This is a genomic window from Paractinoplanes aksuensis (assembly GCF_024137025.1).
Classification (GTDB): Bacteria; Actinomycetota; Actinomycetes; order Mycobacteriales; family Micromonosporaceae; genus Actinoplanes; species Actinoplanes aksuensis.
In genome coordinates, this window is record NZ_JAMYJR010000012.1 from 64,089 (window position 1) to 89,855 (window position 25,767).

Below are 25,767 nucleotides of genomic sequence, written 5' to 3' on the forward strand. Positions count from 1 at the left end.
GAGGAATCCACGATGGTTGAGGCCTACCTCGTCGGCGGCGTCCGCACCCCCCAGGGCAAGTACGGCGGCGCGCTCGCCGGCCTGCGGCCCGATGACCTCGCCGGGCTCGTCGTCCGCGAGGCGGTCGGCCGGGCCGGCGTGCCCGCCGAGGCGATCGACGAGGTGATCCTCGGCGCGGCCAACCAGGCCGGTGAGGACAACCGCAACGTGGCCCGCATGGCCGTGCTGCTCGCGGGCCTGCCCGACACGGTGCCGGGTTACACGGTCAACCGGCTCTGCGCCAGCGGCCTCACCGCCGTCGTCTCGGCCGCCAACCAGATCCGGGCCGGCGAGGCCGACCTGGTCGTGGCCGGCGGCGTCGAGTCGATGACCCGGGCCCCGTGGGTGATGCAGAAGCCCGGCACCCCGTGGGCCCGCCCGGGCGAGGTCGTCGACACGTCGCTGGGCTGGCGCTTCACCAACCCGCTGTTCAAAGAGCACGACAAGGCGGCCGGCACCGGCCCCGACGACCGGCGGATCACGCTCACCATGGGCGAGACGGCCGAAGAGGTGGCCACGCTCGACGGCATCACCCGGGCCGAGAGCGACGCGTTCGCGCTGCGCAGCCACGAGCGGGCCATCGCCGCGATCGACGCCGGGCGCTTCGCCAACGAGATCGTGCCGGTCGGCGAGGTGACCACCGACGAGATCCCGCGTCGCGGCTCCACTCTCGAGAAGCTCGGCTCGCTCAAGCCGGTCTTCCGTAAGGGCGGCGTGGTCACGGCCGGCTCGTCCTCCCCGCTCAGCGACGGCGCGGCCGCGCTCGTCGTGGCCAGCGAAGAAGCGGTCGAGCGCTACGGCCTGACCCCGCGGGCCCGCATCGTCACGGCGGCCAGCGCGGGCGTCCCGCCCCAGATCATGGGTCTGGGCCCGGTGCCCGCCACCGAGAAGGCCCTGGCCCGGGCCGGCTGGACCGCCGGCGACCTCGACGCGGTCGAGCTCAACGAGGCCTTCGCGGTGCAGTCGCTGGCCGTGATCCGCCGGCTGAAGCTCGACGACGACAAGGTCAACGCCGACGGTGGCGCGATCGCCCTGGGCCATCCGCTGGGTTGCTCGGGCGCCCGCCTCACGGTCACCCTGCTGGGCCGCATGGAACGCGAGAACGCCCGCCGGGCCCTCGCCACCCTCTGCGTCGGCGTCGGCCAGGGTGTCGCCCTGCTGGTGGAGCGGCCGTGAGTACCCTGCGGGTCGAGCAGCTCGACGACCGGGTGGTGGTCACGCTGCGGCGCCCCGAGGCCCGCAACGCGATCAACGCCGCGATGATCGGCGAGCTGCACGACGTCTGCGCGAGCCTGGAACAGCAGCCCCGGCTGTTGCTGATCACCGGCGACGGGGGCACGTTCGCGGCCGGGGCCGACATCGGCGAGCTGCGGGAACGCGGCCGCGATCAAGCGCTGCAGGGCATCAACAGCCGCCTGTTCGACCGCATCGCCAAGCTCCCGCTGCCCACTGTGGCCGCCGTCGACGGGTACGCGCTGGGGGGCGGGGCCGAGCTGACCTACGCCTGCGACGTCCGGCTGGCCTCGCCGTCAGCGGTCTTCGGCAACCCCGAGCCCGGCCTGGGCATCCTGGCCGCGGCCGGCGCCTGCTGGCGGCTGCGCGAGCTGGTCGGCGGCTCGGTGGCCAAACAGGTGCTGCTGGCCGGGCGGCGGCTCGACGCCGACGAAGCGCTGCGCTTCGGCCTGGTGACCGAGGTCGTGCCGGCCGGCGACCTGCTGAAGCGGGCCCACGCGCTGCTCGACCGGATGGCCCGCTCGGGCCCGCTCGCGCTGCGCCTGACCAAGCTGGTCGCCGACGGCGCCGGCCACCCGCTCACCGACGACCTGGCCCAGGCCATCCTGTTCGAGTCGGAAGACAAACGCGTCCGCATGGACGCCTTCCTGGCCGGCGGCCGCTCGTGACCACGCCGGACGTGCCGGCCGGTTCGACGGCGTCCGCGGGCCCGGCGGCCACCTCGAGCGGCGCGGGCCGGGCGTCGACAGCGGCTGTGCCGGGCGCGGGCAGTGCGTCGGCGGCGGCTGTGCCGAAAGTCGTCGCTGTTGTCGGTGGTGGGCGCATGGGGGCCGGCATCGCGCAGGTCTTCGCGGTCGCCGGTTCGGTCGTCTGCCTGGTCGAGCGTGATCCGGCGGCGGCCGCGGCGGCCCGCGACCGGGTGGCGATGGGTTTGCTGCGTGCTTCCGAGAAGGGCGCGCTCAGCGAGTCCGCCGACTCGGTGCTCGAACGATTGATCCTCTTGGACGACGCGTCGGGGCTCAACGCCGACACCGACCTGCTGGTCGAGGCCGTGCCGGAAGACGCGGCGCTCAAGGTGCGCGTGCTGGCCGCGGTCGAACAGGCAGTCGGCGACTCCACCGTGCTGGCCACCAACACCAGCTCCCTGTCGGTCACCGGGCTGGCCGAGGGTCTGCGGCGGCCCGAGCGGTTCCTCGGTCTGCACTTCTTCAATCCGGTGCCGGCCAGCAAACTCGTCGAGATCGTGACCGGGCCCGAGACCGGCGACGCCGCCTGCGAGGCGGCCCGCGGGTGGGTGGCCGGGCTGGGCAAGAGCGATGTCGTCGTCCGGGATTCGCCCGGCTTCGCGACCAGCCGGCTCGGCGTGCTGCTCGGCCTCGAGGCGATCCGCATGCTCGAGGAGGGCGTGGCCGGCGCCGAGGCCATCGACCGCGCGATGGAGCTCGGCTACCGGCATCCGATGGGCCCGCTGCGCTCGACCGACCTCGTCGGCCTCGACGTGCGCCTGGCCATCGCCGAACACCTGCACCGCGAGCTGGGCGAGCGCTTCGCCCCACCGAAACTGCTGCGCGACAAGGTTTCCCGCGGCGAACTCGGCCGCAAGACCGGCCACGGCTTCTTTACCTGGGAGGCGTCATGAGTGAGCAGGTGTTCGAGGCGACGATCGCCAAGGATCAGCGGATCGAACCCCGTGACTGGATGCCCGACGGCTACCGCAAGACCATGATCCGGCAGATCGCTCAGCACGCGCACTCCGAGATCATCGGCATGCAGCCCGAGGGCGCCTGGATCACCCGGGCCCCGTCGCTGCGCCGCAAGGCGATCCTGCTGGCCAAGGTGCAAGACGAAGCGGGCCACGGGCTCTACCTCTACTCAGCCGCCGAGACGCTCGGCGCCGATCGGGGCGACCTGACCCGGCGGCTCATCGAGGGCCGGCAGAAGTACTCCTCGATCTTCAACTACCCCACGCTGACGTTCGCCGACGTCGGCGTGATCGGCTGGCTCGTCGACGGCGCGGCCATCTGCAACCAGGTGCCGTTGTGCCGCAGCTCCTTCGGGCCGTACGCGCGGGCGATGATCCGCATCTGCAAGGAGGAGTCGTTCCATCAGCGGCAGGGCTACGAGCTGCTGATGACGATGATGCGCGGCACCCAGGCCCAGCGCGACATGGTGCAGGACGCGGTGAATCGCTGGTGGTGGCCGTCGCTGATGATGTTCGGCCCGCCCGACGCGGAATCGCCCAACACGGCCCAGTCGATGGCCTGGAAGATCAAGCGGCACACCAACGACGAGCTGCGGCAGCGCTTCGTCGACATGAGCGTGCCCCAGGCCGACGCCCTCGGCATCACGTTGCCCGATGCCGACCTGCGCTGGAACGCCGACCGCGAGCACTACGACTTCGGCGAGATCGACTGGTCCGAGCTCAAGCGGGTGATCTCGGGCGACGGCCCGATGAACCAGGAACGGATAGCCAACCGGCGCCGGGCCGACGAAGAGGGCGCCTGGGTCCGGGAGGCAGCCGCCGCCCACGCGGCCAAGAAGCAGGCGGTCCCGGCATGAGCGGCGAAGAAGCAGGAGGTGCCGGCGTGAGTGGCGAGGTCAAGCACGAGTGGCCGCTGTTCGAGGTGTTCGTGCGGGCCAAGCGCGGCCTCAACCACGTCCACGTCGGATCGCTGCGGGCCGCCGATCACGAGATGGCGCTGCACCACGCGCGCGATCTCTACACGCGTCGCAACGAGGGCGTCAGCATCTGGGTCGTGAAGTCCGACGACGTGGTCGCCTCGGGGCCGGACGACAAGGACGCGTTCTTCGCGCCCAGCGGCGACAAGGCGTACCGGCACCCGACGTACTACGCCATCCCCGAATCCGTCCCGCACATCTGAGGCCGCGATGAGCTTCGACGACGCCTACCAGGCCCTCACCGACCATGCCGACGACGCCCGCTGGGCGTACGGCACCGGGTTCGCCGACCCCCTGGCCGGGGTGCCCACCGCGCTGCCGGACGGGGTGGACGGCGCCGACCTGGCCGCCTACTGCCTGATGCTCGGCGACGACGCGCTGATCATGTCGCACCGGCTGCAGCAGTGGGTGACCCGCGCGCCCGAGCTCGAGGACGAGATGGCGATCGCCAACATCGCGCTCGACCTGCTCGGTCAGGCCCGCCTGCTGTTGACCCGGGCCGGGGAGGCCGAGGGGGCGGGCCGCGACGAGGACGACCTGGCCTACCGGCGCGACGCCGCCGACTTCCGGCACGTGCGCCTGGCCGAGGTGGGCGACGGCGACTTCGGCCACCTGATCGCGCGGCTGCTCGTCTTCGCGACGTGGCGGCTGGCGCTGCTCGACCGGCTGGCCGCGAGTCACGACCCGGTGCTGGCCGCGATCGGCGCCAAGGGCGTCAAAGAGGTCGCCTACCACCGCGAGTACGCGGCCGGCTGGACGGTCCGCCTCGGCGACGGCACCTCGCTCTCCCACGAGCGCATGCAGGCCGGCCTCGACGCGGTGTGGCCGCTGACCGGCGAGCTCTTCGTGCCCCACCCGGTCGAGCAGCGCCTGACCGGCGTGGCCGTCGACCCCGCCTCGGCGCGCCCCGAGTTCGACGCTGTCCTGGCCGAGGTGCTGCGCGTGGCCACCCTCGACGGGCCGACCGCCGAAACGATCACCGCCCACGGCCGCGACGGCGACCACGGCGTCGAGCTGCCCGGGATCCTCGCCGAGCTGCAAGGCCTCGCCCGCGCAACACCCGGCGGCGTGTGGTGAGCGCGGCTGAAGTGGCGGCGACGGTGACCGATCCCGAGCTGCCCATGGTCACGTTGGCCGAGCTGGGGATTCTGCGTGAGGTGCGCGAGACCTGTGACGGCGTCGAGGTGACGATCACGCCGACGTATTCGGGTTGCCCGGCCATGGAGTCGATCCGGGCCGATTTGCTGCGGGCACTGCACCGCGCGGGCTACGAGAACGCGCGCGTCAACACCCTGCTGGCGCCGGCCTGGACCACCGACTGGATCAGCGAATCGGGCAAGGCCAAGCTGTTCGCGGCGGGCATCTCGCCTCCCGGCCCGGCTCCCCGGCGCACCACCGGCCCGGTGCCGCTCAGGCTCGGCCTCCGGGACGAGCCGATCGCCTGCCCGCGCTGCGGTGAGCCGGACACCGAGCGGCTGGCCGCGTTCGGGGCCACCGCGTGCCGCGAGCTGCGGCGCTGCCCGGCCTGCCGGGAACCCTTCGAGCACGTGAAGGAGATCTGACGTGCCGGACTTCCAAGCGCTGCGGGTGGCCGAGGTCGAGCGGCTCTGCCCGGACGCGGTCGCGGTGACTTTCGACGTCCCCGCGGATCTCGCCGACCGGTACGCGTTCCGCCCCGGCCAGTCGCTCACCGTGCGGCGGCCCGGTGACGAGCGGGACGAGCGCCGGTCGTACTCGATCTGCGCCCCGGCCGGCGCCCGCCCCCGGATCGGGGTGCGCGAAGTGCCTGGCGGCCTGGTCTCGAGCTGGCTGGTGCACGAGCTGCGGGTCGGCGACGCGGTCGAGGTCGCTCCGCCCTCGGGCACGTTCACGCCCGACCTCGAGGCGGGCGGGCGGCACGTCATGATCGCGGCCGGTTCGGGGATCACGCCCGTGTTGTCGATCGCGACCTCGCTGCTGCGCAACCCGAAGGCCCAGGTTGCCGTGCTCTACGGCAACCGGCGGGCCGACACGGTGATGTTCGCCGAAGAGCTGGCCGACCTGAAGGACAGCCATCCTTCCCGGCTCGAACTGGTGCACCTGCTGTCGCGCGAGGCCCGCGAGGTCGACCTGCTCAGCGGCCGGCTCGACGGCGAGAAGTTGCGCGCCCTGCTGCCGCTGCTGCTCGACGTGCCGGCCGTCGACCACTGGTGGCTGTGCGGCCCGTACGGCATGGTCATCGACGCCACCGAGGTGCTGGGCGAGGCCGGCGTCCCGCCCGAGCGCATCCACCGCGAGCTGTTCTGGGTCGACGAAGCGCCACCGGAACCGGCCCGCGAAGTTGTCAACGCCGAGGGCAGCGAGGTCACCGTGCTGCTCGACGGCCGCGCCACGACGGTCACCGTGGCCGACGGCGACACCGTGCTCGAGGGCGCCCAGCGCTCCCGCCCCGACCTGCCGTTCGCCTGCAAGGGCGGGGTCTGCGGCACGTGCCGGGCCCGGGTGGTCGACGGCGAGGTGACCATGCGCCGCAACTTCGCGCTGGAACCGGCCGAGGTGGCCGCCGGGTTCGTCCTGACCTGCCAGACGATCCCGTCGTCGGCCCGGGTGACCGTGACGTTCGACGAGTAGGCCCGGCCAAGGACGGGTAGGCCCGGGCCGGAAGTGGGTGGCGTGGGCCGGAAGTGGGTGGCGTGGGCCGGAAGTGGGTGGCGTGGGCCGGAAGTAGGTGGCGCGGGCTGAAAGCGGGTGGCGCGGGGCTGAAGCGGGTTGCGCGAGCCGAAAGCGGGTGGGCCCGGCCGGGAGCGACCGGGCCCGGGCGGATCAGAGGGGCCGCTGGGCCAAGGCGAAGATCTGGCTCTCCTCCGGGCCGTCGGCCGGCGTGAAGGCGACCGTCTCGATGCTGACCACTTTGAGACCGTGCGCCTCGAGGACGGCCGTGAGATCGTCCTGCAGGTAGCCGGAAACGGTCACCGGCACGCCCATGAAGTCGAACGGCAGGCTGTCGCCGTCGAAGTTGACCATGCCGACGCCGAGGTAGCCGCCCGGCTTCAGCCAGCCCGCGACCTTGTCGAGCGTGCGCTCGATGTCGGCCTTGCTCAGCATCAGCAGCGAGAAGAACGCGGTCACGGCCTCGAACTGACCGAAATCGTCGGCCAGGTCTTTGAAGTCGGCGTGCACGAACTCGGCCGCCGGCACCTGCTCGCGAGCCAGGCGCAGCATGCCCTCGGAGATGTCGACGCCGACGACCCGGTGGTCCGACCCGGTCAGGATCTGAGCGGTCGGCACCCCCGTCCCGCAGCCGAGGTCGAGCACCGAGGCGCCGGCCGGGAGCAGCGCGGCGATCCGTTCGATCAGCGCGGCCTGAAAAGGATTATGGCTGTGTTCGCCCTGGTACTGCTCGGCGAGTTGATCGAAGACCTCCATGCGCCGCAGGCTATCGTCCCCAGTGGACGAGATCAACGCAGGACTACCGTCACCCCTTCCTGGGCGATCCGCTCGTCGAGGCGGGCCGGGTCGAGGTTGGCGCAGAGCACGATCGACGCGCCCACGGTGAGCGGGGCCAGCAGCCAGATCAGCGGGTGCTCCTGCAACGCCGTGTCGATCAGCACGCGGTCGCCCCGGCCGATGCCGTTGTGCTCGGCCACACCGGCTGCGGTCCGCGCGTACTCCTGATAGGTCGTGCCGTCGGTGACCGCGGGGCGAAGCTCGTCGATGGCGGGGTGCGGTGGGTGCGTGCCGAGGTAGGGCCGCAGCGCGGTGGTGTAGTCGTCGTAGCCCGCCGGCACCTCGACGGTGGCGGCGCCGTGCGGGGCCAGGCCGAGCACGAACTGGTGTCCGCCGGTGGGCACCTCGTCGAGCCAGTTGCCGATGCGGCGGTGTTCCACAAAAGTCACGTCTAGCGGGGCGCCGGCGGGGGAGAGGCCGGCGGTGGCCCAGTCGCGGATCGAGAGTTCGAGCCCGGCCGACCAACTTCCCAGCAGTACGGCCGCCGTCTGCCAGTGCGGGGGCAGCAGCACCGCCGCGGTGTGCCCGGGCCCGAGCCCGCAGCCCTCGGTGAGCAGGGCGGTCGTCGCCGCCACCCACCCGCCGAGCTCGCCCGCGGCCAGGCCGAACCGCTCACCGGTCGTGTCGTCGAAGTACGTGATCAGGTCGGACGCCGTCATTCAAAGGACTCTAGGCAGCCAGGTCGAGCCGCCATGCGCGCCGCTCCATGGCGTACCGGGTGAGGAAGTGAACAGTGCGCGGCCCGGCCACGCCGTCGGTCCGCAGGCCGACCCGGGCTTGGAAGGCCGCGACCGCGGAGGCGAGGTCGTCCCCGGCCGGCATGCCGAGCTCGGCCAGCAGCTCGCGGACAGTGTCCGGGTCGGGCGGGGGCGGGGTGCCCAGACCGATCACGCCGCCGACCGCGGAACCGACCACCGTGAGTATTCCTCGAGCCGACATCTGTTGCCTCCTGCTGGTTGTGGGGGATGACTCCAGCATCCGGATCGTGACTGTGCGCGACATCGGACCGGCGTGGGAAGAAACCCCGAGACCTCTGCGACTTTCGGCCTAGGGGGCGGTACGACCCGTACAGCGAACCCACAGACGGCTCACCGGTTTCCGACAAGGTTCGGGGTCACTGTTGCCTCATCAGCCAACGAAGCGAGGCGTGACCATGACCGACCTGATGACCCGGCCCGACCCGGACCAGTACGACACCACGCCGCCGCCCCCGCCCGCACCGCCGTTCGTGCCGCCGCCGGGCGGATCCGGCGACCGCCGGTGGCCCCGCCGGGTGGCCGGGGGCGCCGCCGTGCTCGCGTTGATCGCCGCCGGTGGCACAGCGGGTGGTGTCTTCGCCGATCGCTATCTGATCGACCAGCCGGCGACGGCCACGACCACCACCGCCACCAGCGCGTCCGCCACCACCGAGAGTGACAGCCTGGCCGCCATCGTCAAGCAGGTGCAGCCCAGCGTGGTCACCGTGCTGGTCGACACGAACCGGTCCTCGTCGCTCGGATCGGGCGTCGTCCTGGCCGCCGACGGGCTCATCCTCACCAACAACCACGTCATCGAGGGCGGCGGAACCGTGAGCGTGCGCCTGTCCACCGGGCAGACCGTGCCGGCCTCGGTCGTCGCCACCGACACCACCCACGACCTGGCCCTGGTGCAGGCGACCGGTCTGACCGGCCTGACCCCGGTCACGTTCGGCACCGACGACAGCGTGGCGGTGGGTGACACCGTCCTGGCCTTCGGCGCGCCGCTCGGCCTCGAGAACACGGTCACCTCGGGCATCGTCTCGGCCCTCGACCGCAGCATCAACACCGCCACCGAGTCGGCCACCGGCGGCGGCAGCGAGCAACTCGGCGGCCTGCTGCAGACCGACGCCGCCATCAACCAGGGCAACTCGGGCGGCGCGCTGGTCGACCTGTCCGGCCACGTGGTCGGCATCAACGTCGCCATCGCCACCGCCGGCGAGTCCGAATCGGGCAGCATCGGTGTCGGTTTCGCCATCCCGGCCGACACCGTCGTGGCCGCCGTCAAGCAGATGGAAAGCGGCCTTTCTTCTTGATCCAAATGTGGCCGATCGGGGCTGCCGCCCGGGCGGGCCGGACCGTACGGTGCGTCCGTGACTTCGCCCGTACCCGTCCGGCCCACAGTGGTCAGTGTCGCCTTCTGGTTCCAGGTGGCGCTGGTGGGACTGCTGTTGCTCGTCATCGGGGTGTCGATCGCCGACGCGATCCACTACGACGGGCTGATCGACCAGGCGTCGACGATCCCCGGCACCGACCCGTCCGAGGTCTCGGCCGAGCGTGACTCCAACCTCGGTTGGACGCTCATGTCCGGCCTGCCCCTGCTGGTGCTGGTGATCTGGCTCGGCGTGACCGCGATCCTCGTCGGCCGCGGCAGCAATGTCGCCCGCGTCCTGACCTGGGTCGGCCTGGGCGCGCCGGTCGCCCTCGGCCTGGTCGCCTGCCTCTTCGGCGGTCTGGTCGGCGTCGCCGGCCTGTTCGCTTTCGCCTCCCTCGACGAGCCGATGCCCGACGAGCCGATCGAGGGCGACCCCGACGGCGAGATCGTGTTCGAGGACTGGTCGGGCAGCGATTTCTACGACCGCCTCTACGACCTCGACAGCGGCGGCCTGGCCCTGGCCTACGACTCGATCATGATCTTCGCGCTGGCCTCGGCCGTGATGCTGGCCATCGCCGTCGTCGTGCTGCTCGCCACCAAGCCCTCAACCCGCTATTTCCGGCCCGATCAAGGTCAACCACCGATTTCGTACGCGGGTCCGGCAGCGCTACCGCCGGCCGGAGTTCCGCCGTACCACTCCTACGCCCCGCAGCCTCCGTACTTCCCGCCCCACGCCGGCGCGCCCCATCCGCCCCCACCGCCGCCGGCCCCCTGGGGCCCGGCCTCATGGGCCCCTCCGTCCGGGCCCGCGCCCGCCTCGCCGCAGTCCCCGTGGGGCCCACCGCCCGGACCCGCGCATGCGCAGCATCCATGGTCACCGCCGGCCGATCCCGCGCCGCCGGCCGATCCCGCGCCGCAGGTCGAATCGCCGCCCCCGCCGGGCCCATGAGCCGCTGAGGGCGGAGTGGACCCCCTCCCACTCCGCCCTCAGCCCACTTCTCAGCCCGCCAGGTGCCCCCAGCGGTCCTCCAGCTCCTGCCACGTGCCCTGGTCCTCCACCTTGCCCGCGATCAGCACGACCACCCGGTCGGCCTGGCTCAGTGCCGCCCGCTTGGACGTCGACCCCACCACCGTGACGCCGTGGTCGCGCAGGGCCCGCCACAACTCCAGCTCCGTGGTCACGTCGAGCGCCGACGACACGTCGTCCGCGATCAGCAGCTCGGTGCGCGGCGCCAGCGCCCGGGCCAGCGCCAGCCGCTGCAGCTGACCCCCCGAGAGCCGCGTGCCCTTGTGCCCGATCAACAGCTGCAGCCCGCCCCCGGCCGCGGCCAGGTCGTGCTCGAGCTGGGCCGTCGACACCGCGTCGGCCGCGTCCACCTCGTGCCCGAGCTGGATGTTGTCGGCGACCGTGCCCGACAGCACCCGCGGCAGCTGGGCCACGTACCCGACCTGGTTGGGCCGCAGGAAGACCTCGGGCTCGTCGACCGGTTCGCCGTTCCAGCGCAGCTCGCCCGCGTGGTGCACGATCCCGGCCAGGGCCCGCAGCAGCGACGACTTGCCCGCCCCGACCGGACCCACCACCAGCACCAGCTGACCCCGCTCGACCGTGAGGTCGACGTCTTGCGCCCCGACCGTGCCGTTCTCGTGCACGGCGCTGAAGCGGCGCAGCTCGAGCGTGCGCAGCGGGTTGCGCGGCGCGGTCGGCGGGGCCGGCGCCGTGCCGGCCGCCAGGTCGACCCCGGGGATGTCCGAGGAGTAGTCGGACACCCCGGTCATGGCCACCGTGCGCTTGGTCCACACCCGGGCCGACGGGAACTGCGAGACCAGCGACGCCGTCGTCCACGCGAACCAGCGCGCGGCTCCCAGCACCGCCACCGCGATCAACGTGGCCGCGGCCGACAGCGCCCCGTTCAGATAGAGCCCCCAGGCCGCGATCGGCAGCAGGCCGCTGGCGATCGACGGCGTCGACCGGGCCCACACCTGGATCGCGATCTCGCGGCGCTGCAGCTCGCTGCGTACGCCGTCGAGGCGGGCCAGGTGGGCCAGCACCGGCTTGGTCGCGCCGGCCAGCTTGACCGTGCGGGCCGCCGACAGCGACGACACCAAGGCCGTGGCGAACGCCGCGCGGGCGGCCACCGTACGCCGGGCCGCTTTTTCCAGCCGAGGACCGAACAGCGTGGCCGCGAGGCCCGAGATCACCATCGTGCCGGTGAAGAACAGCGCGGGCACGATCGAGCCCGAGGCCCAGGTCATCGCGACGATCATGACGATGCTGGTGGCGTTGTCGATGACGTTGTCGGCCAGCATGATGACCCGCTCGGTGTCGCCGCCTTGGGCCACCACCTCGGCCGGGGTGTGCTTGCTGACCCGGCGCGGTCCGATCTGGCCGTGCACCAGCCGCAGGCTGATCCGCAGCATCTGGCGGACCCACCACTCGGGGAACCAGGCGCCCGTGTAGTACAGCGTCGGGATCGCCACCAGCAGACCGACCGCGATACCGACCGCCGGGTAGAGCGGGCTGCCCAGGCCGTCGACGACGTTGGCCCACAGCAGCGGCAGGATCGCGCCGTCCAGGCCCAGCAGCACCAGGATGGCGAACAGCGCCACCGCGCCCAGCCCGTACCGCTTGTCGTTCATCGTCAGCCGCAGGATCTCGCGCATCGTGCGGGCCGGCGGCGTCTCGGGCAGCGGCGGCGGCTCGACCGGGGTCAGCTTGTTGGCCAGCGCCTCGGCCCCCAGCTCGATCCGGGCCGCGGTGTCCCAGTCGCGCTCCTCGACCAGCACGGCGCCGCTGCCGGCCGGGCTCGCCGGGACGGCCAGGTTGCTGCTGGCCATCAGCTCGGCGAAGCGCCGCGACTCGCGCAGCGGGCCCGACTCGAGCACCTCGCCGTCGGCCAGCACCACGACCTCGTCGCAGCGCTGCACGGACGACAGGCGGTGGGCCACGATCACGCCGATGCGCCCGGTGAGCAGCCGGTCGGTGGCGCGCTGGACCCACGACTCGGTGACCGGGTCCATCCGGGCCGTGGCCTCGTCCAGGATCACCACCTGGGGGTCGCGGACCAGGATGCGGGCGAACGCGACCAGCTGTTCCTGCCCGGCCGAGAGCTTGTAGCCGCCCTCGCCCAGGTTGGTGTCGAGGCCGTCGGGCAGGCTGCTGACCCACGCGGTCAGGCCCAGCTCGTCGAGCGCGGTCGCCGCCTTGGGCAAGAGGTCGTGGTCGAACAGCGCGATGTTCTCGGCCAGCGTGCCGGCCAGGATCTCGGTGCGCTGAGGCACGATCGCCGTCCAGCGCCGCAGCCCCTCGACGTCGAGGTCGTTGAGGTCGACGCCGCCCAGGAAGACCGCGCCCCGGGGCACGTCGACGGCCCGGGTCAGCACCTTGGCCAGCGTCGACTTGCCCGAACCGGTGCGGCCGATCAACGCGTACGACCGGCCGCGGGCGAAGGTCAGGCTGACGTCCTTGAGCGCCGGGGGACGGCCGGTGTCGGACTCGCCGTACCGGAAGGTCAGATCCCGCACGACCAGGTCGCCGTCGACCGGGGGCACGCCCTCGGTGGGCTCTTGCGGCACGTCCTGCAGCAGCTGCACGCGGCTCCAGGCGCCCAGCGCGTTCTGCAGCTCGGGCACCATGCGGGTGACGTGCTCGAGCGTGCCGCCGAAGCCGAGCGCGAGCAGCCACACGGCGGTCAGCCGGGCGCCGTCGATGTGCCCGTTGATCAGCGCCCACGCCCCGCCCACGACCAGCACCGCGATCAGCGACCGGGTGATCGTGCCGGCCCCCATGGTGATGCGGGCCGACGAGCGCCAGACCAGCCGCCCCCGCCGCAGCACCTCGGCCGCCCGCCGCGCGTACAGCCGCCGGACGTAGGGCGCGGCCAGGCTGGTGCGCACGTCGTCCTGCCCGTGCACCGACTCCTCCATCACCGCGGCCAGGTCGGACCAGGCCTCCTCCTCGGAGATCCGCAGCGGGGAGATGCGCTGGATGGGCTTGTTCATCGTGACGTAGAGCAGGATCGACACGAGCACCATGCCGATGCCGGCCGGCCACCAGACGAAGAACGCGGTCACGATCGAGAAGACGGCGACGGCGATCGACTGCGCGATCCGTACGCCGCTGCCCCGCAGTTGCGACCCGACCTCGTAGACATCGGAGTCGATGCGGTCGAGCATCTCGCCGACCGGGGTGTTCTCGAGGGCGGGCACGTCCTGCCCGAAGGCGACGCGGTTGAGCCCGCGGCGCACCCGGGCCGCCCAGTCGGCGGTGAGCCGGGCCGCCACCAGCGCCACGAAGACGTCGGTGAGCACCGACGCCACCAGCCCGAGGGCCAGCACGCCGAACAACGGCATGGACCGGTTGACGAGCACCTGGCCGGACAGCGCCAGCGCGCCCGCCGACCCCGCTGCGCCGAGCAGGATGAGAGCCACCGCGAGGGCCGATCGGCTCCTCGAGGTGGCCCACAGATCGCGAAGCAGGCGCATCGATGTAGTCCTCTGGTCGGGTGGGGGAGGCGGTCTTCCCATCCTCATCGCCAACCGGGAGGTCTTCAACGCAATTACGGCCCGGACGACCATGGCGCCCGTCACCATGGCGGCCGGAGCGAGATTTTCCGGCCGGGGTCAGCCCGCCCGCAGCGTCAGCAGGGTGATCTCGCTGGGCGCGAAGATGCGGAAGGGCGGCCCCCAGAACCCGGTGCCCCGGCTCGTGTAGAGCTGGGTCCGCTCCGAGTGGCGCGACAGGCCCTGCAGGACGGGCTGGTCCGTCAGCACCAGGTAGTGGAAGGGCCACATCTGGCCGCCGTGCGTGTGGCCCGAGATCTGCAGGTCGACCCCGTGGGCCACGGCCCCCGCGATCTGGGCCGGCTGGTGGGCCAGCAGCAGCACGGGCAGCGAGTCGTCGGCGCCGGCCAGGGCCGCCTCGTGGTCCATGTGGTGCCCGGGCAGGCCCGAGCCGGCCGCCGTGCGGTCGTCGACCCCGGCCACGACCAGCGAGTCCCCACCGCGCGAGACCACCAGGTGCCGGTTGTGCAGCGCTTCCCAGCCCAGCTCGGCCATGTGCTCGACCCAGCGCTGAGCCCCGCTGAAGTACTCGTGGTTGCCGGTCACGTAGACCCGGGCCATCGACGCCCGGATGTCGCCGAGCGGCGCGGCCTGGCGGCGGCGCTGGGCCACCTCGCCGTCGGCGATGTCGCCGGTGTGGGCCACCACGTCGGCGTCGAGGGTGTTGACCACCTCGGTGACGCGACGGGACCAGCGGGACCGCTCGATCGGGCCGTAGTGGGTGTCGGTGAGCAGCACCAGCCGCAGCCCGTCGAGGCCGGCGCCCAGGCGGGGCAGTCGCACCTCGACCCGGCGTACCCGGGGAACCCGCCGGGCCTCGTAGGTGCCCCAGGCGAGCAGGACCACCGAGACGGCCAGAACGGCCGCCGTGGCGATGCGGTAGCGAGCCGGCCCGTCGACCCCGGCCACCCACAGCACCGCGGTGAGGATCTGGCCGAGCAGCGACCACACGAACAGCACCCAGACGACGCCCAGTGTCGTGTCGGCGACGACGGCCGGGCCGTCGCGGTGGTGGCGGCCGTGGCCCGAGAACATGAGCAGCGGGAACGCGACAACAGCGACGGCGAACAGAGCCGTGCCGATCACCTGCACCGCGAACGGCCACGCGTTGCCCGAGACGACCAGGAAGAACCAGGGCACGCCGAACAACAGCAGCAGCACCGCGACCAGGGTCAGCCCGAACCGGACGGCGCGGCCCGGCCGGCGGCGGCTCGGCTCGGTCTCGACTGCTTCACCTACGGACACGGGATGAACTATGCACCCCGCGGCGGCGGCGTGCCCACCCGTCGCCTCAGGGCCGGTCGGATCGAGGACTGACAGCCCCGGGCCCGGCCCCTATAACGGTGGCACGGGGGTATTCACATGTTCATAGCTTCTTTGCTGGTCGCGACCCTGCTGGGCGCGCCCGCCGGGCCGCCCGACCCGGGCGTGGCGACCGGACCATTCGATGCGGCGGTCGACCGCTTCATGGCGCCGCCCGGGTCGGGTGCGGCGTCTAGGCACTTCGATGCGGCGGTCGACCGCCGCGGTCGGATCTACGTGACCGAGGGGGACACGTTGGTCCGGCTGGCTCCGCGCGGCCGGCGGGCCGCTGTCGCGTCGTTCCCGAGCCGTGTCGTGCCGGCGCCGGCCCGGTTGCCGGACGGCACGCCGCGGGGCATGCCGGTGCGGATGCAACCGGTGCTGACCGCGGTCGTCCAGGGCCCGGACGGCGCGTTCTACGTCGGTGAGCTCGCGGGGTATCCGTTCGCGCCGGGGCGGGCGCGCGTCTGGCGGGTCGTGCCGGGCCGGCCCCCCGAGGTGTACGCCGGGGGCTTCACCGCCGCGGTCGACCTGGCCTGGGGCCCGGGCGGGCTCTACGTGCTCGACGTGGCCAGGAACGGCATGCGCGCCTGGGCCCTGGTGCGCGTGGGCGACCGCGGCCGGCACCGGGTGGTCGCCTCGGCCGGGCCGGGCACGCCGTCGGGCCTGACCATCCACGGCCGCTACGCGTACGTCACGGCCTGCCCGGACTGCCCAGCCACGGCCCGCGTACGCCGAATTGATCTAGGTGCTCAGGCCCAGGCGTAGGCCGGCGACGCCGGCCGGGGACTGCGGCCGCGCCGTGGCCCGGGCCAGCTCCTCGCGCACCGGCACGGGCAGCTCGTCGGCCAGTGTCCGCAGCCGCGGGTAGAGGTCGAGCACGTCCCGGTGGGTCAGCGCGCCCACCCCGATCAGCAGCCCGTTGACCGCGCCCGGGGTGTGCAGCAGCTCCGCGCAGAGCTCGCGGCGCCAGTGCGGGTCGTCGACGCGGGTGGCGAACTCGCGGGCGATCCGGTTGCCGGCGGGCGACGGCTCCTCGGGCGCGGCGTGCCGCCCGGCGCGGGCCGGCACGGGGGCGAGCCGGCACGCGATGCCCAGGAGCCGGGCCAGCTCGGGCACGGTCAGCACGTCGAGCCCGGTCGCGCAGGTCTCGCACAGGCGGTAGTAGGTGGCGGCGTGGACCAGGGTGGCCGGGCGCGGGCAGTCGCCGAGCGGACCGCAGAGCCGGTCGAGGATGATCTCGGCCAGGGTGCCCTCGTGATCGAAGCGGCCGACCCCGAAATAGGCGGCCGGGGCGCTGCGATATCGGGTCAGCGCGATCCGGGCACTGGCGTAACCGTCGGAAGCCACGCTTATGCGAGGAATGCCGCTCTCGGCCTGCAAGTGGATCAATCGGAACATATCCCGTCGCCCCCGGGTGCTCAAGAACCGTGGTCGACCGGGGATACGGGCGGGAAACCTTGAGGGTTCATTCATCGTGGGGTCCGGCGGAGAAAAGTCGCCGTCCCGTGAGACGGAACGAATCAAAAGTGACCGCGTGCAGGGCGTAGATACCGCCCGAAAGGATCACGAACATGGTCGCCAGGACGGCGGCCAGGCCCGGATCGAGGGCTCGCCAGGCGGCGGGGACCAGCGTGGCCCCTAGCACGACGGCCGCCTGGCAAGTAGCCTCCGCGCAGCGCAGCGGATCGAATGTCATAACCTCACTCTTCCGAGTGGAGATCCCTGCGCGCCTCTGCCCGGAGCGGGACTTCGCCTACGACTTTCGGCAGAGGGACAAAACGGAGAAACCCGCGACCAGCGCAAGGGTTCCACTTAGCGTGGAACCTCAGACCACCAGGCGTACGAGGACGACCGCGTGACCGTGACGACGAGGCCGGGCTGGAGCACCCTTCCGGCGCTCATGTACCACTCCGTGTCCGCCGTGGGCGGCCCGATGCGCGACCTCGCGGTGCCCCCGGCGCTGCTCAGGGAGCAGCTGCAGGCGCTCACCGAGGCGGGCTACCGCCTGGTCGGCCTGACCGAGGCGCTCGACCTGCTGGCCACCGGCAGCACCGAGAAGCTGGTCGCGGTCACCTTCGACGACGGCTACCGCGACTTCCTCACCGAGGGCGTGCCCGTGCTGAAAGAGACCGGGGCCGGCGCGACGCTGTACGCCTCGGTCGGCCACCTCGGCGGCACCGCGGGCTGGCTCGGCGAGTCGGCCCCCGACTTCGGGCCGATGCTCACCTGGGACGAACTGGGTGAGGTGGCCGCCGCGGGGGTCGAGATCGGCAACCACAGCCTGATCCACCACCCGCTCGACGTGCTGCCGCCGGCCCAGCTGCGCGACGAGATCAAGAGCAGCCACGAGCAGCTCGAACAGCGCCTGCAGGTCAAGGTACGGTCGTTCGCTTACCCGCACGGGTACAACAGCCGTCGCGTCCGTGACCTGGTGGCGTCCACCGGGTACGACAACGCCACCGAGGTCGGCCGCCGGCTGCACACGCCGGGGGAGAAACGCCTCGCCGTCCCCCGGCTGCAGCCCACCCCCGACCACAGCGGCGCCGACCTGGTCGAGCTGGTCAGGCACGGCGAGCCCGGCCTGGCCCCCAAGGTCAAGCAGATCGCCCAGCCCGGCTGGCGGGTGGCCCGCAAGGTGGCTCGTACGTTCGGTCGTAACCTGACATGAACCGTCGGAACCTGCTGGGCCTGGGTGCCCTCGCCGCGGCGTCCGTGCCGCTGGCCGCCTGCCAGAAGTACCGCTCGACCGACGCCGTGCCGCCGGTGGTGTCGCACTCGCCCGTGCCGTCCGGCAGCGGTGAAGCGGCCGCGACCCCGGTCACCGAGGGCGGCGGCGCCGTGCCGTTCGAGCCGGGCCGGGTCATGCTCGGCGCGTACGTCGACCTCAAGGGTCGCAGCGTCAGCGCGGGGATCGACCTGCGCCGCCGCCAGCTCGGGCGCCCGGAACGCATCGTGCACCGCTACTTCTCGTGGACCGACAAGCTGCCGGTCTCGCTGGGCTACGTGTCGAACAAGAGCACGCTGATGCTCTCGTGGCGGGGCCCCGAGTACAAGGTGGTCAACAACGGCTCGTCCGACAAGCTCATCGCGCGGGCCGCCCAGCGCATGGTCGACCGGAAGAAACCCACTCTCATGCGGTGGGCGTGGGACATGAACCGCGATTTCTACAAGTGGGGCGGACCGGCCAACAACAAGGACACCGAGGGCTACATCCAGGCATTTCGCCGGATCCACCGCATCTTCCGCGAGGAGGGTGCGGACAACGTCTCGTGGGTCTGGAGCCCCAACTGGAATTCGCGCCCCAGTGAGGATTGGAACGCGTACAAGAACTACTATCCGGGTGATGAATACGTCGATTGGGCCGGCGTTTCCGGCTTCGCCCAGACGCAGTCCCCGGGCGAGATGTTCGACGAGTTCTACGAGACGTACGCGGCCCGGAAGCCCATCATGATCTCCGAGGTCTCGGTGATCGACCGCGGCGGCAACACCAAGCCTGAATGGATCGCCGGCTTCCACGAGTGGATCAAGTCGCATCCCGCGGTCGGCGCGGCCGTCTGGTTCGACACCGACACCCACCCGACCTCCCGCGAGAACTGGCGGATCGACTCGACGGCGGCGGCCCTGGCGGCCTACAAGGCGATGTCGAGCGACCCGGTCTTCATCGGGTGACCGGAGCGCACCACCGGACGAAGCGCAACCATCGCGCTCCGGCCGGTTCCCGCCGCCGGTGGCTGGGCCTGGTCGTCGTGCTCCTGCTCGTCGGCACGGCCGCCCTCGGATACCTCAACTACTTCTACGAGTCGGCGCCCGACGTCGACAAGGCGGGCCCGGGCTACTGGGTGTCCACCCACGGCGCCGACGACGAGGACGGCAGTCCTGAGAAGCCGTGGCGGACGATCGCCCATGCCGTGGAGGTGGCCCCGGCCGATTCCAAGATTTTCGTACGGGAAGGCACCTACGCCCCGTTCACCGTGTCGCGGCCCAACCTGACGGTCGGCAGCGCCCCGGGCGAAGAGGCGACCGTGGAGGGCGTGGCCGGGGTGCGCGACGGCATCCTGGTCGCGGCGCCCGGCACGACCATCGCCGACCTCACCGTACGAGGCTGCGTGCCCAAGCCGAATGCCGACGTCAACATCACCGGCGACCACGGCAGCGGCATCCGCGTCCACAAGACCAGCAAGGTCACCATCCGCGGGGTGACCGTGCGCGACAGTCACGGCGAGAACGCGGCCGGCAAGCCGGTCGGCTGCTACGGCATCCTGGTCACCGAGTCCGAGGACGTCCGGGTGACCGGCTCCGAGGTGTTCCACAACGGCGCCGGCATCTCGATCAGCCGCGGCGGCAAGGGCGTGCTGGTCGACGGCAACGACGTGCACGACCAGGACCGGATCATCCAGAACACCGACCCCGACGACGACGACTTCGGCGGGTACGGGCTGTCGGCCACCTTCATCACGGCCAAGCCGGGCCCGGTGTTCCGCAACAACACCGTGCGCCGCAATTACGGCCCGTCCACCGACTACGGCGTCGACGGCGGCGGCATGGAGATCTACGACGCCGCCAACACCACGATCACCGGCAACACGTTCGAGACGAACGACGGCGTGATGGAGACCGGCACCGGCAACGGCGGCGGCTGCGCCAACAACGTCTTCAGCGACAACAAGGCGATCGGCGGCAGCGGCCCCGAGGGCTTCGACGGCGACACCGGCCTGGTGCTGCGGTGCTCGGCCGGCCTGACGGTCAGCGGCAACACTTTCAGCGACATGTCGAAGTTCACCTACCTGCTGGCCACCGGCAGCGACTTCGCGGGCAGCATCGAGGGCCTGAAGATCACCGGCAACACGGTGACCCGCAACGACAACGCGGCCGTCTTCCGCCTGCAGATCGACGGCGGCGCCTCGCCCAACATGGTCATCGACCAGAACAATTACGAGACCGGCGACAACCACTTCGGCATCCTCAACGGCAGCTTCACCGAGGCCTCGGTCACCTACGACCAGTGGGTCGCCCGCACCGGCTTCGACAAAGCCTCGACCCTCAAGCGTTAACCGGCGGTCCAGCCGGCGGCCGCGCAGGCGTCGGTGAGGGCGTTGGAGGCCGTACGCCAGGCTGCGTTGCCCTCGTCGGCGCTGCGGCCCAGTTCCATGGCCCTCGTGCGTACGGCGTCGTTGTCGCTCTTGGCGGCCGAGGCGGTGACCTTGTCGGCCAGCGCGAGCCGGGTGGAGTCGCTGCGTGCCCTGGCCGAACCGGCTGCGAAGTCGTCGCAGGCCACCACGGCGCCGTTGTCGAGGGAGCCCGCCTCCTGCTCGCCGGGGTCGTCGGAGCGGTTCGCGGTCACCAGGGCGAACACGACGAGGACGGCGATCACCAGGACGATGATCTGCTTCTTGCCCACCTTGGGAAGCTTCACATCCAGAGACTAAACGGGCGAACGCCCACCCGGCAGGCCGGGCGGGCGTTCACTCACGAGGTCCGGATCAGTTGGCCGCCGGGGTCGCCGCCGTGCCGACCAGCTTGTAGATCGTCACGCCGGGCCCGTTGTAGAAGACCTGCCAGTTGGCCGACCCGCGCAGCGCCGTGTTCAGCGACTGCATCGCGTTGTCGTCGGCGGTGCCGAAGTAATCGGTGTAGTCGTCCATCGCGTCGCTGACGACCAGGTAGTTGGTCGGGTAGTTCATGGCGCGGATGTACGTCTCGATATCGGGCAGCCGGCCACCGTTGATGTTGCCGGTGAACAGCGGGTCGCCGATCAGCGAGATGTCGACCGAGACGTGGCCCTTGTTGAACTCGCCGTAGTTGGCCTCGAGCTTGGTCGGGAAGTTCGGCGCGACCAGGATCAGGCCGGAACCGGGCTCGGCGTTGGCGTAGAAGTACTGCGCCGCCTCGATGTCGGTCGCCCGCACCTGGTGCACCATCAGCTGGCCCTGCAGACCCTGCAGACCGGCCAGCATCAGCATGGCCAGCAGCACACCCGAGGCGAGCATCGCGGGCACCCCGCGCCGGCCCTTGCCGGCCCAGAGCACGCCGATCAGCAGGCCGACGAACGGCATCGAGAACGCGAAGACCCGGTAGATCGCCTCGCCGCCGTAGTTGCCGGCGACCAGGGTGACCATGGGCAGGAAGCCGATCAGCGCCGGCACCAGCACCCGGCCCAGCCGCTTGCGGGTCAGGAAGACCGCGACCAGGGCGGCCAGCCACAGGCCGATGGCCAGGACCCGCGACACCGTGGCCGAGAACTCCTGCTCCGGGGTGTTCCAGCTGGCCGAGTTGCCCGAGGCGTTGGACAGCAGGTCGAAGCTGAACAGGCTGTACTGGCTGTTGACCGAGCCCAGCCGGGGCACGAAGAAGATCAGCATGATCGCGACCAGGCCGACCAGGAACACCTTGGGGCGCAGGATGCCCAGGATGGTCAGCGCGAACAGCGGCACCATCATCAGCACCGGGGTCAGCTGGTGCGAGACGACGATCGCGGCGAACAGCCCGGCCGCGCCGAAGGCGGCGAAGCGACGGGTGCGGGCGTCGGTCTCGACCCGCTGCGGCATGCCCTGCACGGCCCAGGCCCGCAGCCGGCCGATGCGGCCCTTGGGCTCGGCCTTGAGCACCGGCGGGCCGATCAGCCAGCGGGTCACGATCACCCAGAACGCCAGCATCAGCGCGAACACCATCGCCTGGGGCGAGAAGTAGCCGATGTCGACCCACATGCAGGCCTGGAACAGCAGCACGGCCAGCGCGATGATCCGCCTGTCCTTGGTGAACTGGCGCAGCAGCGCGGCCACCATCAGCGAGGTGATCAGGGCGAAGGTCAGCGACGACCAGGCGGCGAACGAGAGCCCGTCGACGGCCGAGACGTTCGAGAGCATGGCCACCGCGGAGAAGAACCCGGGCCACTGCTGGTAGATGTCGCTGCCGCTGATCAGGCTGCTGTTGGCGTTGATCAGGTCGACCACGCCGATGTGCTTGTACGTCCAGGCGTACTCGATCGTCCCGTCCAGCAGCGGCACTGTGGCCTGCATGATGATCGGCACGACGATCAGGTGGGCCACCAGCACCAGCGGGCGGGCCCGGCCGAACAGCTCGACCGCGAAGCCGATGAACAGCAGCACCGCACCGACGATGAACGGCACGCCGAGCGCGGCGCTGAAGCCGTAGAGGCCCACGTCGTCCGGGTTGAGCTGGGTGAGGGCGAGCGCCCACAGACCCACGCCGAGCACGAGCGTGATGAACGGGACGGCGCCGAACACGAGGCCGTTGTCCGCGGTGTCGCGCGGCTTGCCGACCCGGCCCAGGATCAGCGGCACGCCCGAGCGGGTGAGCCGGACGAACTGGACGATCGACCCGACCAGCGTGACCGCGCCCAGCGCGGCCAGCCAGGCCGTCGGTTCCCACACCTTGGCCCACAGCGTGACCGCGGACAGCAGGGTCAGCACGGCGATGCTGCCGGCCACCGTCAGCGCCCACGAGACCAGCCGGTTGCGCACGTTGGCGACCGACATGATGGCCGCGCCCGGGCCGACCAGCACGAAGACCAGCGACAGGATCAGGCTCAGCGGCCCGTTCGGCACGACCAGGCCCAGCAGGCCGATCACCGCGGTCAGACCGCCGGCGATGGCGAACTCGGGGCGGTGGTCGGCGCCGGTCTCGGGCTCGGCCGTGGCCGGCTCGGCCAGCGCCGCCGAACCCCCGGCGGTGGTGAGCACGGGAGCCGGCATGTAGCGGGTGTCCGACGAGTCGTCGGGGCCGATCGGGATCTTGACGGTGCGGTCGCCGACCTCGAGACGGGTGGTCGCGTCCTTGTCGACGGCCGAGATCACCGCCGTGGCGTCGGGCGACGGGAAGGCCTCACCGGCGGCGCCGACCACGATCCGTACGGTGGAGTCCGGCGCCGGTTGTTCCGGCGTATCGGCCGAGCGTTGTTGCATGGTAGGTGGGCCTCCGTGTACGTCGTGGCGCTGAGGCCGGGACGCGTTACGGGGCAACGCGCCCGGTCTGTCCTGCGCGCAAAGCGCTGGATCGAGCTAAGCCTGGGTGGCGCGTACCTTAGCCCGTGCCGCACGGCGCGACTTCAGGTAGGCGCGCGGCCCCGCCAGCATGCCACGCCGGTTGTCCGACAGCAGCTCCTGGGGGAAGTCCTCGCGGATGGTCGCGGTGCGCGCAGTGTCCTTTCCGGTCATGTCCTTCAGCGCGCTGGGCACCAGCCGCAGCAACGGGAAGATCAGAAGCGGACGGGACAGCAGCAGGCTCGTGTACGCGGCGACCAGCCCCGTGCCGTAGCCGACCATCTGCTTGCGCAACCCCTCGAGGTCGCGCCGGTGGTAGTGCCGGGTGATCGCGCTGGGCTGATAGACGATCGTGCCCCCGGTGAGCAGCACCTGGGTGAAGGCCAGGGTGTCCTCGGAGCCCATGGCCGGGGTGCCGGCGCCGAGCGCGGTGTCGAACAGGCCGATCCGCTCGATGACGCCCGGGCGGAAGGTCATGTTGGCGCCGGTGCCGAACGGCGGCAGCGGGTAGAGCGGGCTCTGGATGTGCTTGGTGTGCGGCCCGAACTCGTCCGGCTTGAACCCGCGGCCCTTGCTGTGCCCGCCGAACTGCTCGAACCAGATCTGCGCCTTGGTCTCGAGCTCGGCCGGCACGATGACGCCGGAGATCACGTCGGCGTCGGGGTGCTCGTGCAGCGCGCGGGCCACCTCGGCCAGCCAGTGCGGGTCGGCCACCTCGTCGTCGTCGAGCCAGGCCAGGATCTGACCGGGCGCGGCCCGGACGGCGGCGTTGCGGGCGAACGAGAGGCCACCCTTGGGCTCGACCATGTAGTCGACCGGACCGCGAGCCGCCGCGGCCCGCACGACGTCGGCCGTGGCCTCGGTCTCGGGGGCGTTGTCGACGACCAGGATCCGGAAGGCCGGGTATTCCTGGGCCAGCAGGCTGTCGAGGCACTTGGTCAGCTCGGCCGGGTGCTCCCGGGTGCAGACGACCACGGTGATGTGCGGGGCGGTGGTGAGCACCGCGCGCCGCTTCGCGAGGAAGTCGGGCTCGCTGGCCGGGTTGATGCCGTGCACCGGCACCGGGACGTCGCCCAGACGCTTGCGGACAGCCTCGCCCAGCTCGGCCTCGACCGCCTGGGCCAGGTCGGCCGGGTTCAGCCCGGCGGACGGGATGTCGAGCAGCAGCGCACCGAGCGGCTCGGAGAACAGCCGGACCAGCAGCCAGGCCTGTTCGGCGCGGCGGCCGTCGGGCTGCTCGGCCGGGATAACCGGCAGGGGCTGCGACAGTTCGACGTCGCGCACGATGCCGGGCAGGATCTTGTCGTCCAGCGGCGTGCGCTGGGCCGGGATCACGCTGCGGCCGAGGTCGGCGCTCATCGGACGGTCTCCAGCGTCTTCGGGGCCTTGGGGGCGCGCTTGGCGGCGACGGTCTCGACGAGACCGCCCCAGCCGGCCGCGGCCACCCCGGCGACGATGCCGCCGGCCCGCAGGAAGTTGTCGGCGCCCTTGCCGGTGAGGCCGGCGCCCAGGTTGCGCAGCGCCGCCTTGGGCAGCGACCAGATGTAGGAGCGCTCGGCGCCCAGGTTGTGGCTGCCACCCTCGTCGAGGGCGGACATCTGCACCTTGCCGCGGCCCTCGGCGTAACAACGCTTGACGAACCACGGGAACGACGAGCGGTTGGCCGGCACCTCGTGGCGGATCATCGCGCTCGGCACGTACATCCAGTGGCCGCCGTCGTGCGCGCTCATCCGCAGGCAGAGCTCGGTGTCCTCGGGGCGGTTGCGGTCGCCCAGCTTGCCGAAGCCGACCCGGAAGCCGCCGACGGCGTCGAACACGTCGCGCCGGACGATCATGCTGGCCGACCACACGTTGCGGATCGGCGAGGTCTCGGTGGGCATGCCGGCGTACGAGCCGCCGACCGCCCACAGGAACTCGTCGGGCATCCACCGGGGGGCGGGGCCCTCCCAGTCGGGGAGGATGCCGCCGCCGGTGCCGACCACGCGCGGGTCGGCGAAGGGCGCGACGAGCTGGCCCAGCCACTCGGGGCCGGCCGTGATGTCGTCGTCCATGAAGGCGACGAGGGCGGTCTTCGCGTGGAAGGCGCCGGTGTTGCGGTTGCCGGAGACGCCCTTGGCGTAGGCGTTCTCGAGGACTGTCACGCCCGGCAGCTCACGCTGGATGCGCTCGAACAGGCTGCGGTTGTGATCGGTGACCACGACGACCTCGGCCGGCTCGGCCTGCTGCGACTTGGCGCAGGCGACCGTCCGCACGAGCGAGGACCAGCGGTCCTCGGTGTGCGTCGGGATCACGATGGTCGTGTCGAGGGGGGTGGAATCCACGGGAGCGTCTCCTGGAACGAGGGGTGGGGACGGGC

The 25,767-nt window shown here is 71.8% G+C and carries 25 protein-coding genes; 14 read left to right on the plus strand and 11 right to left on the minus strand.

Going from position 1 to position 25,767, the window contains the following annotated elements; translation table 11 throughout:
- The first annotated feature begins 12 nt into the window (after positions 1-12).
- The 8 genes from M1L60_RS12330 (at position 13) to paaE (ending at position 6,561) form a co-directional block, all read left to right on the plus strand.
- Entirely contained in the window at positions 13-1,215 is a 1,203-nt protein-coding gene (locus M1L60_RS12330; RefSeq protein WP_253237514.1) for a thiolase family protein, read from the plus strand.
- Positions 1,212-1,940 carry an enoyl-CoA hydratase/isomerase family protein gene (locus M1L60_RS12335; protein WP_253237515.1) on the plus strand — a complete coding sequence of 243 codons (729 nt, stop codon included), beginning with the start codon at positions 1,212-1,214 and terminating at the stop codon, positions 1,938-1,940. The genes M1L60_RS12330 and M1L60_RS12335 overlap by 4 nt, the downstream gene beginning before the upstream one ends.
- A 119-nt stretch (positions 1,941-2,059) precedes the next feature.
- The gene (locus tag M1L60_RS12340) at positions 2,060-2,911 is read left to right on the plus strand and encodes a 3-hydroxyacyl-CoA dehydrogenase family protein (protein WP_308208457.1); all 852 of its coding nucleotides are present in this window, start codon (positions 2,060-2,062) and stop codon (positions 2,909-2,911) included.
- The gene (gene paaA, locus M1L60_RS12345) at positions 2,908-3,831 is read left to right on the plus strand and encodes a 1,2-phenylacetyl-CoA epoxidase subunit PaaA (RefSeq protein WP_253237516.1); all 924 of its coding nucleotides are present in this window, start codon (positions 2,908-2,910) and stop codon (positions 3,829-3,831) included. Before M1L60_RS12340 ends, paaA begins: the two co-directional genes overlap by 4 nt.
- The gene (paaB, locus tag M1L60_RS12350) at positions 3,828-4,154 is read left to right on the plus strand and encodes a 1,2-phenylacetyl-CoA epoxidase subunit PaaB (protein ID WP_253237517.1); all 327 of its coding nucleotides are present in this window, start codon (positions 3,828-3,830) and stop codon (positions 4,152-4,154) included. Before paaA ends, paaB begins: the two co-directional genes overlap by 4 nt.
- A gap of 7 nt (positions 4,155-4,161) precedes the next feature.
- The gene (paaC, locus tag M1L60_RS12355; RefSeq protein WP_253237518.1) at positions 4,162-5,028 is read left to right on the plus strand and encodes a 1,2-phenylacetyl-CoA epoxidase subunit PaaC; all 867 of its coding nucleotides are present in this window, start codon (positions 4,162-4,164) and stop codon (positions 5,026-5,028) included.
- Positions 5,022-5,513, plus strand: coding sequence for a 1,2-phenylacetyl-CoA epoxidase subunit PaaD (paaD, locus tag M1L60_RS12360; protein WP_438862097.1), 492 nt, complete (start codon positions 5,022-5,024; stop codon positions 5,511-5,513). The genes paaC and paaD overlap by 7 nt, the downstream gene beginning before the upstream one ends.
- Before the next feature lies 1 nt (position 5,514).
- Positions 5,515-6,561 carry a 1,2-phenylacetyl-CoA epoxidase subunit PaaE gene (gene paaE, locus M1L60_RS12365; RefSeq protein ID WP_253237519.1) on the plus strand — a complete coding sequence of 349 codons (1,047 nt, stop codon included), beginning with the start codon at positions 5,515-5,517 and terminating at the stop codon, positions 6,559-6,561.
- Positions 6,562-6,753: 192 nt separating this feature from the next.
- On the opposite strand, the gene M1L60_RS12370 is transcribed toward paaE, so the two are convergent.
- From M1L60_RS12370 to M1L60_RS12380, 3 genes are read right to left on the minus strand one after another with little or no spacing between them, the layout of a single operon-like run.
- Positions 6,754-7,356, minus strand: a complete 603-nt coding sequence (locus tag M1L60_RS12370; protein WP_253237520.1) for a class I SAM-dependent methyltransferase — start codon at positions 7,354-7,356, stop codon at positions 6,754-6,756.
- Positions 7,357-7,388: 32 nt separating this feature from the next.
- The gene (locus M1L60_RS12375) at positions 7,389-8,096 is read right to left on the minus strand and encodes a TIGR03089 family protein (protein WP_253237521.1); all 708 of its coding nucleotides are present in this window, start codon (positions 8,094-8,096) and stop codon (positions 7,389-7,391) included.
- A gap of 10 nt (positions 8,097-8,106) precedes the next feature.
- Positions 8,107-8,376: a peptidoglycan-binding protein gene (locus tag M1L60_RS12380; RefSeq protein ID WP_253237522.1), complete on the minus strand. Its 270-nt coding sequence runs from the start codon at positions 8,374-8,376 to the stop codon at positions 8,107-8,109.
- Positions 8,377-8,590: 214 nt separating this feature from the next.
- On the opposite strand from M1L60_RS12380, the gene M1L60_RS12385 reads away from it, so the two are divergent.
- Positions 8,591-9,487 carry a S1C family serine protease gene (locus M1L60_RS12385; RefSeq protein WP_253237609.1) on the plus strand — a complete coding sequence of 299 codons (897 nt, stop codon included), beginning with the start codon at positions 8,591-8,593 and terminating at the stop codon, positions 9,485-9,487.
- A 57-nt stretch (positions 9,488-9,544) separates the two neighbouring features.
- Positions 9,545-10,495 (plus strand): hypothetical protein, encoded by a 951-nt coding sequence (locus M1L60_RS12390; RefSeq protein WP_253237523.1) that lies wholly within the window; start codon positions 9,545-9,547, stop codon positions 10,493-10,495.
- Positions 10,496-10,545: 50 nt separating this feature from the next.
- Here M1L60_RS12390 and M1L60_RS12395 read toward each other — a convergent pair whose 3' ends face one another.
- Positions 10,546-14,028, minus strand: coding sequence for an ATP-binding cassette domain-containing protein (locus M1L60_RS12395; RefSeq protein WP_253237524.1), 3,483 nt, complete (start codon positions 14,026-14,028; stop codon positions 10,546-10,548).
- A gap of 138 nt (positions 14,029-14,166) precedes the next feature.
- Positions 14,167-15,351 carry a metallophosphoesterase gene (locus tag M1L60_RS12400; RefSeq protein ID WP_253237525.1) on the minus strand — a complete coding sequence of 395 codons (1,185 nt, stop codon included), beginning with the start codon at positions 15,349-15,351 and terminating at the stop codon, positions 14,167-14,169.
- 117 nt (positions 15,352-15,468) lie between these two features.
- On the opposite strand from M1L60_RS12400, the gene M1L60_RS12405 reads away from it, so the two are divergent.
- Entirely contained in the window at positions 15,469-16,176 is a 708-nt protein-coding gene (locus tag M1L60_RS12405; RefSeq protein ID WP_253237526.1) for a ScyD/ScyE family protein, read from the plus strand.
- Here the strand turns inward: M1L60_RS12405 and M1L60_RS12410 are convergent.
- Together M1L60_RS12410 and M1L60_RS12415 are read right to left on the minus strand one after the other, a co-directional pair.
- Entirely contained in the window at positions 16,153-16,809 is a 657-nt protein-coding gene (locus M1L60_RS12410) for a hypothetical protein (RefSeq protein WP_253237527.1), read from the minus strand. The genes M1L60_RS12405 and M1L60_RS12410 overlap by 24 nt on opposite strands.
- A gap of 67 nt (positions 16,810-16,876) precedes the next feature.
- On the minus strand, positions 16,877-17,107 hold the full coding sequence (locus M1L60_RS12415; RefSeq protein ID WP_253237528.1) for a hypothetical protein: 231 nt from the start codon (positions 17,105-17,107) through the stop codon (positions 16,877-16,879).
- A gap of 159 nt (positions 17,108-17,266) precedes the next feature.
- On the opposite strand from M1L60_RS12415, the gene M1L60_RS12420 reads away from it, so the two are divergent.
- Genes M1L60_RS12420 through M1L60_RS12430 form a run of 3 tightly spaced genes read left to right on the plus strand, consistent with a single transcriptional unit; the run spans position 17,267 to position 20,462 of the window.
- The gene (locus M1L60_RS12420; protein WP_253237529.1) at positions 17,267-18,079 is read left to right on the plus strand and encodes a polysaccharide deacetylase family protein; all 813 of its coding nucleotides are present in this window, start codon (positions 17,267-17,269) and stop codon (positions 18,077-18,079) included.
- Positions 18,076-19,080 carry a glycoside hydrolase family 26 protein gene (locus tag M1L60_RS12425; RefSeq protein WP_253237530.1) on the plus strand — a complete coding sequence of 335 codons (1,005 nt, stop codon included), beginning with the start codon at positions 18,076-18,078 and terminating at the stop codon, positions 19,078-19,080. The genes M1L60_RS12420 and M1L60_RS12425 overlap by 4 nt, the downstream gene beginning before the upstream one ends.
- Positions 19,077-20,462 (plus strand): right-handed parallel beta-helix repeat-containing protein, encoded by a 1,386-nt coding sequence (locus tag M1L60_RS12430; RefSeq protein WP_253237531.1) that lies wholly within the window; start codon positions 19,077-19,079, stop codon positions 20,460-20,462. Before M1L60_RS12425 ends, M1L60_RS12430 begins: the two co-directional genes overlap by 4 nt.
- Here M1L60_RS12430 and M1L60_RS12435 read toward each other — a convergent pair.
- The 4 genes from M1L60_RS12435 to M1L60_RS12450 form a co-directional block, all read right to left on the minus strand.
- Positions 20,459-20,824, minus strand: coding sequence for a hypothetical protein (locus M1L60_RS12435; protein WP_253237532.1), 366 nt, complete (start codon positions 20,822-20,824; stop codon positions 20,459-20,461). The two genes, M1L60_RS12430 and M1L60_RS12435, sit on opposite strands and share 4 nt — an antisense overlap.
- A gap of 67 nt (positions 20,825-20,891) precedes the next feature.
- A complete protein-coding gene (locus M1L60_RS12440; RefSeq protein WP_253237533.1) occupies positions 20,892-23,333 on the minus strand; it encodes a hypothetical protein in 2,442 nt (813 codons plus the stop codon).
- 96 nt (positions 23,334-23,429) lie between these two features.
- The gene (locus M1L60_RS12445) at positions 23,430-24,770 is read right to left on the minus strand and encodes a glycosyltransferase family 2 protein (RefSeq protein ID WP_253237534.1); all 1,341 of its coding nucleotides are present in this window, start codon (positions 24,768-24,770) and stop codon (positions 23,430-23,432) included.
- Positions 24,767-25,732: a glycosyltransferase family 2 protein gene (locus tag M1L60_RS12450; protein ID WP_253237535.1), complete on the minus strand. Its 966-nt coding sequence runs from the start codon at positions 25,730-25,732 to the stop codon at positions 24,767-24,769. Before M1L60_RS12450 ends, M1L60_RS12445 begins: the two co-directional genes overlap by 4 nt.
- Positions 25,733-25,767 lie beyond the last annotated feature (35 nt).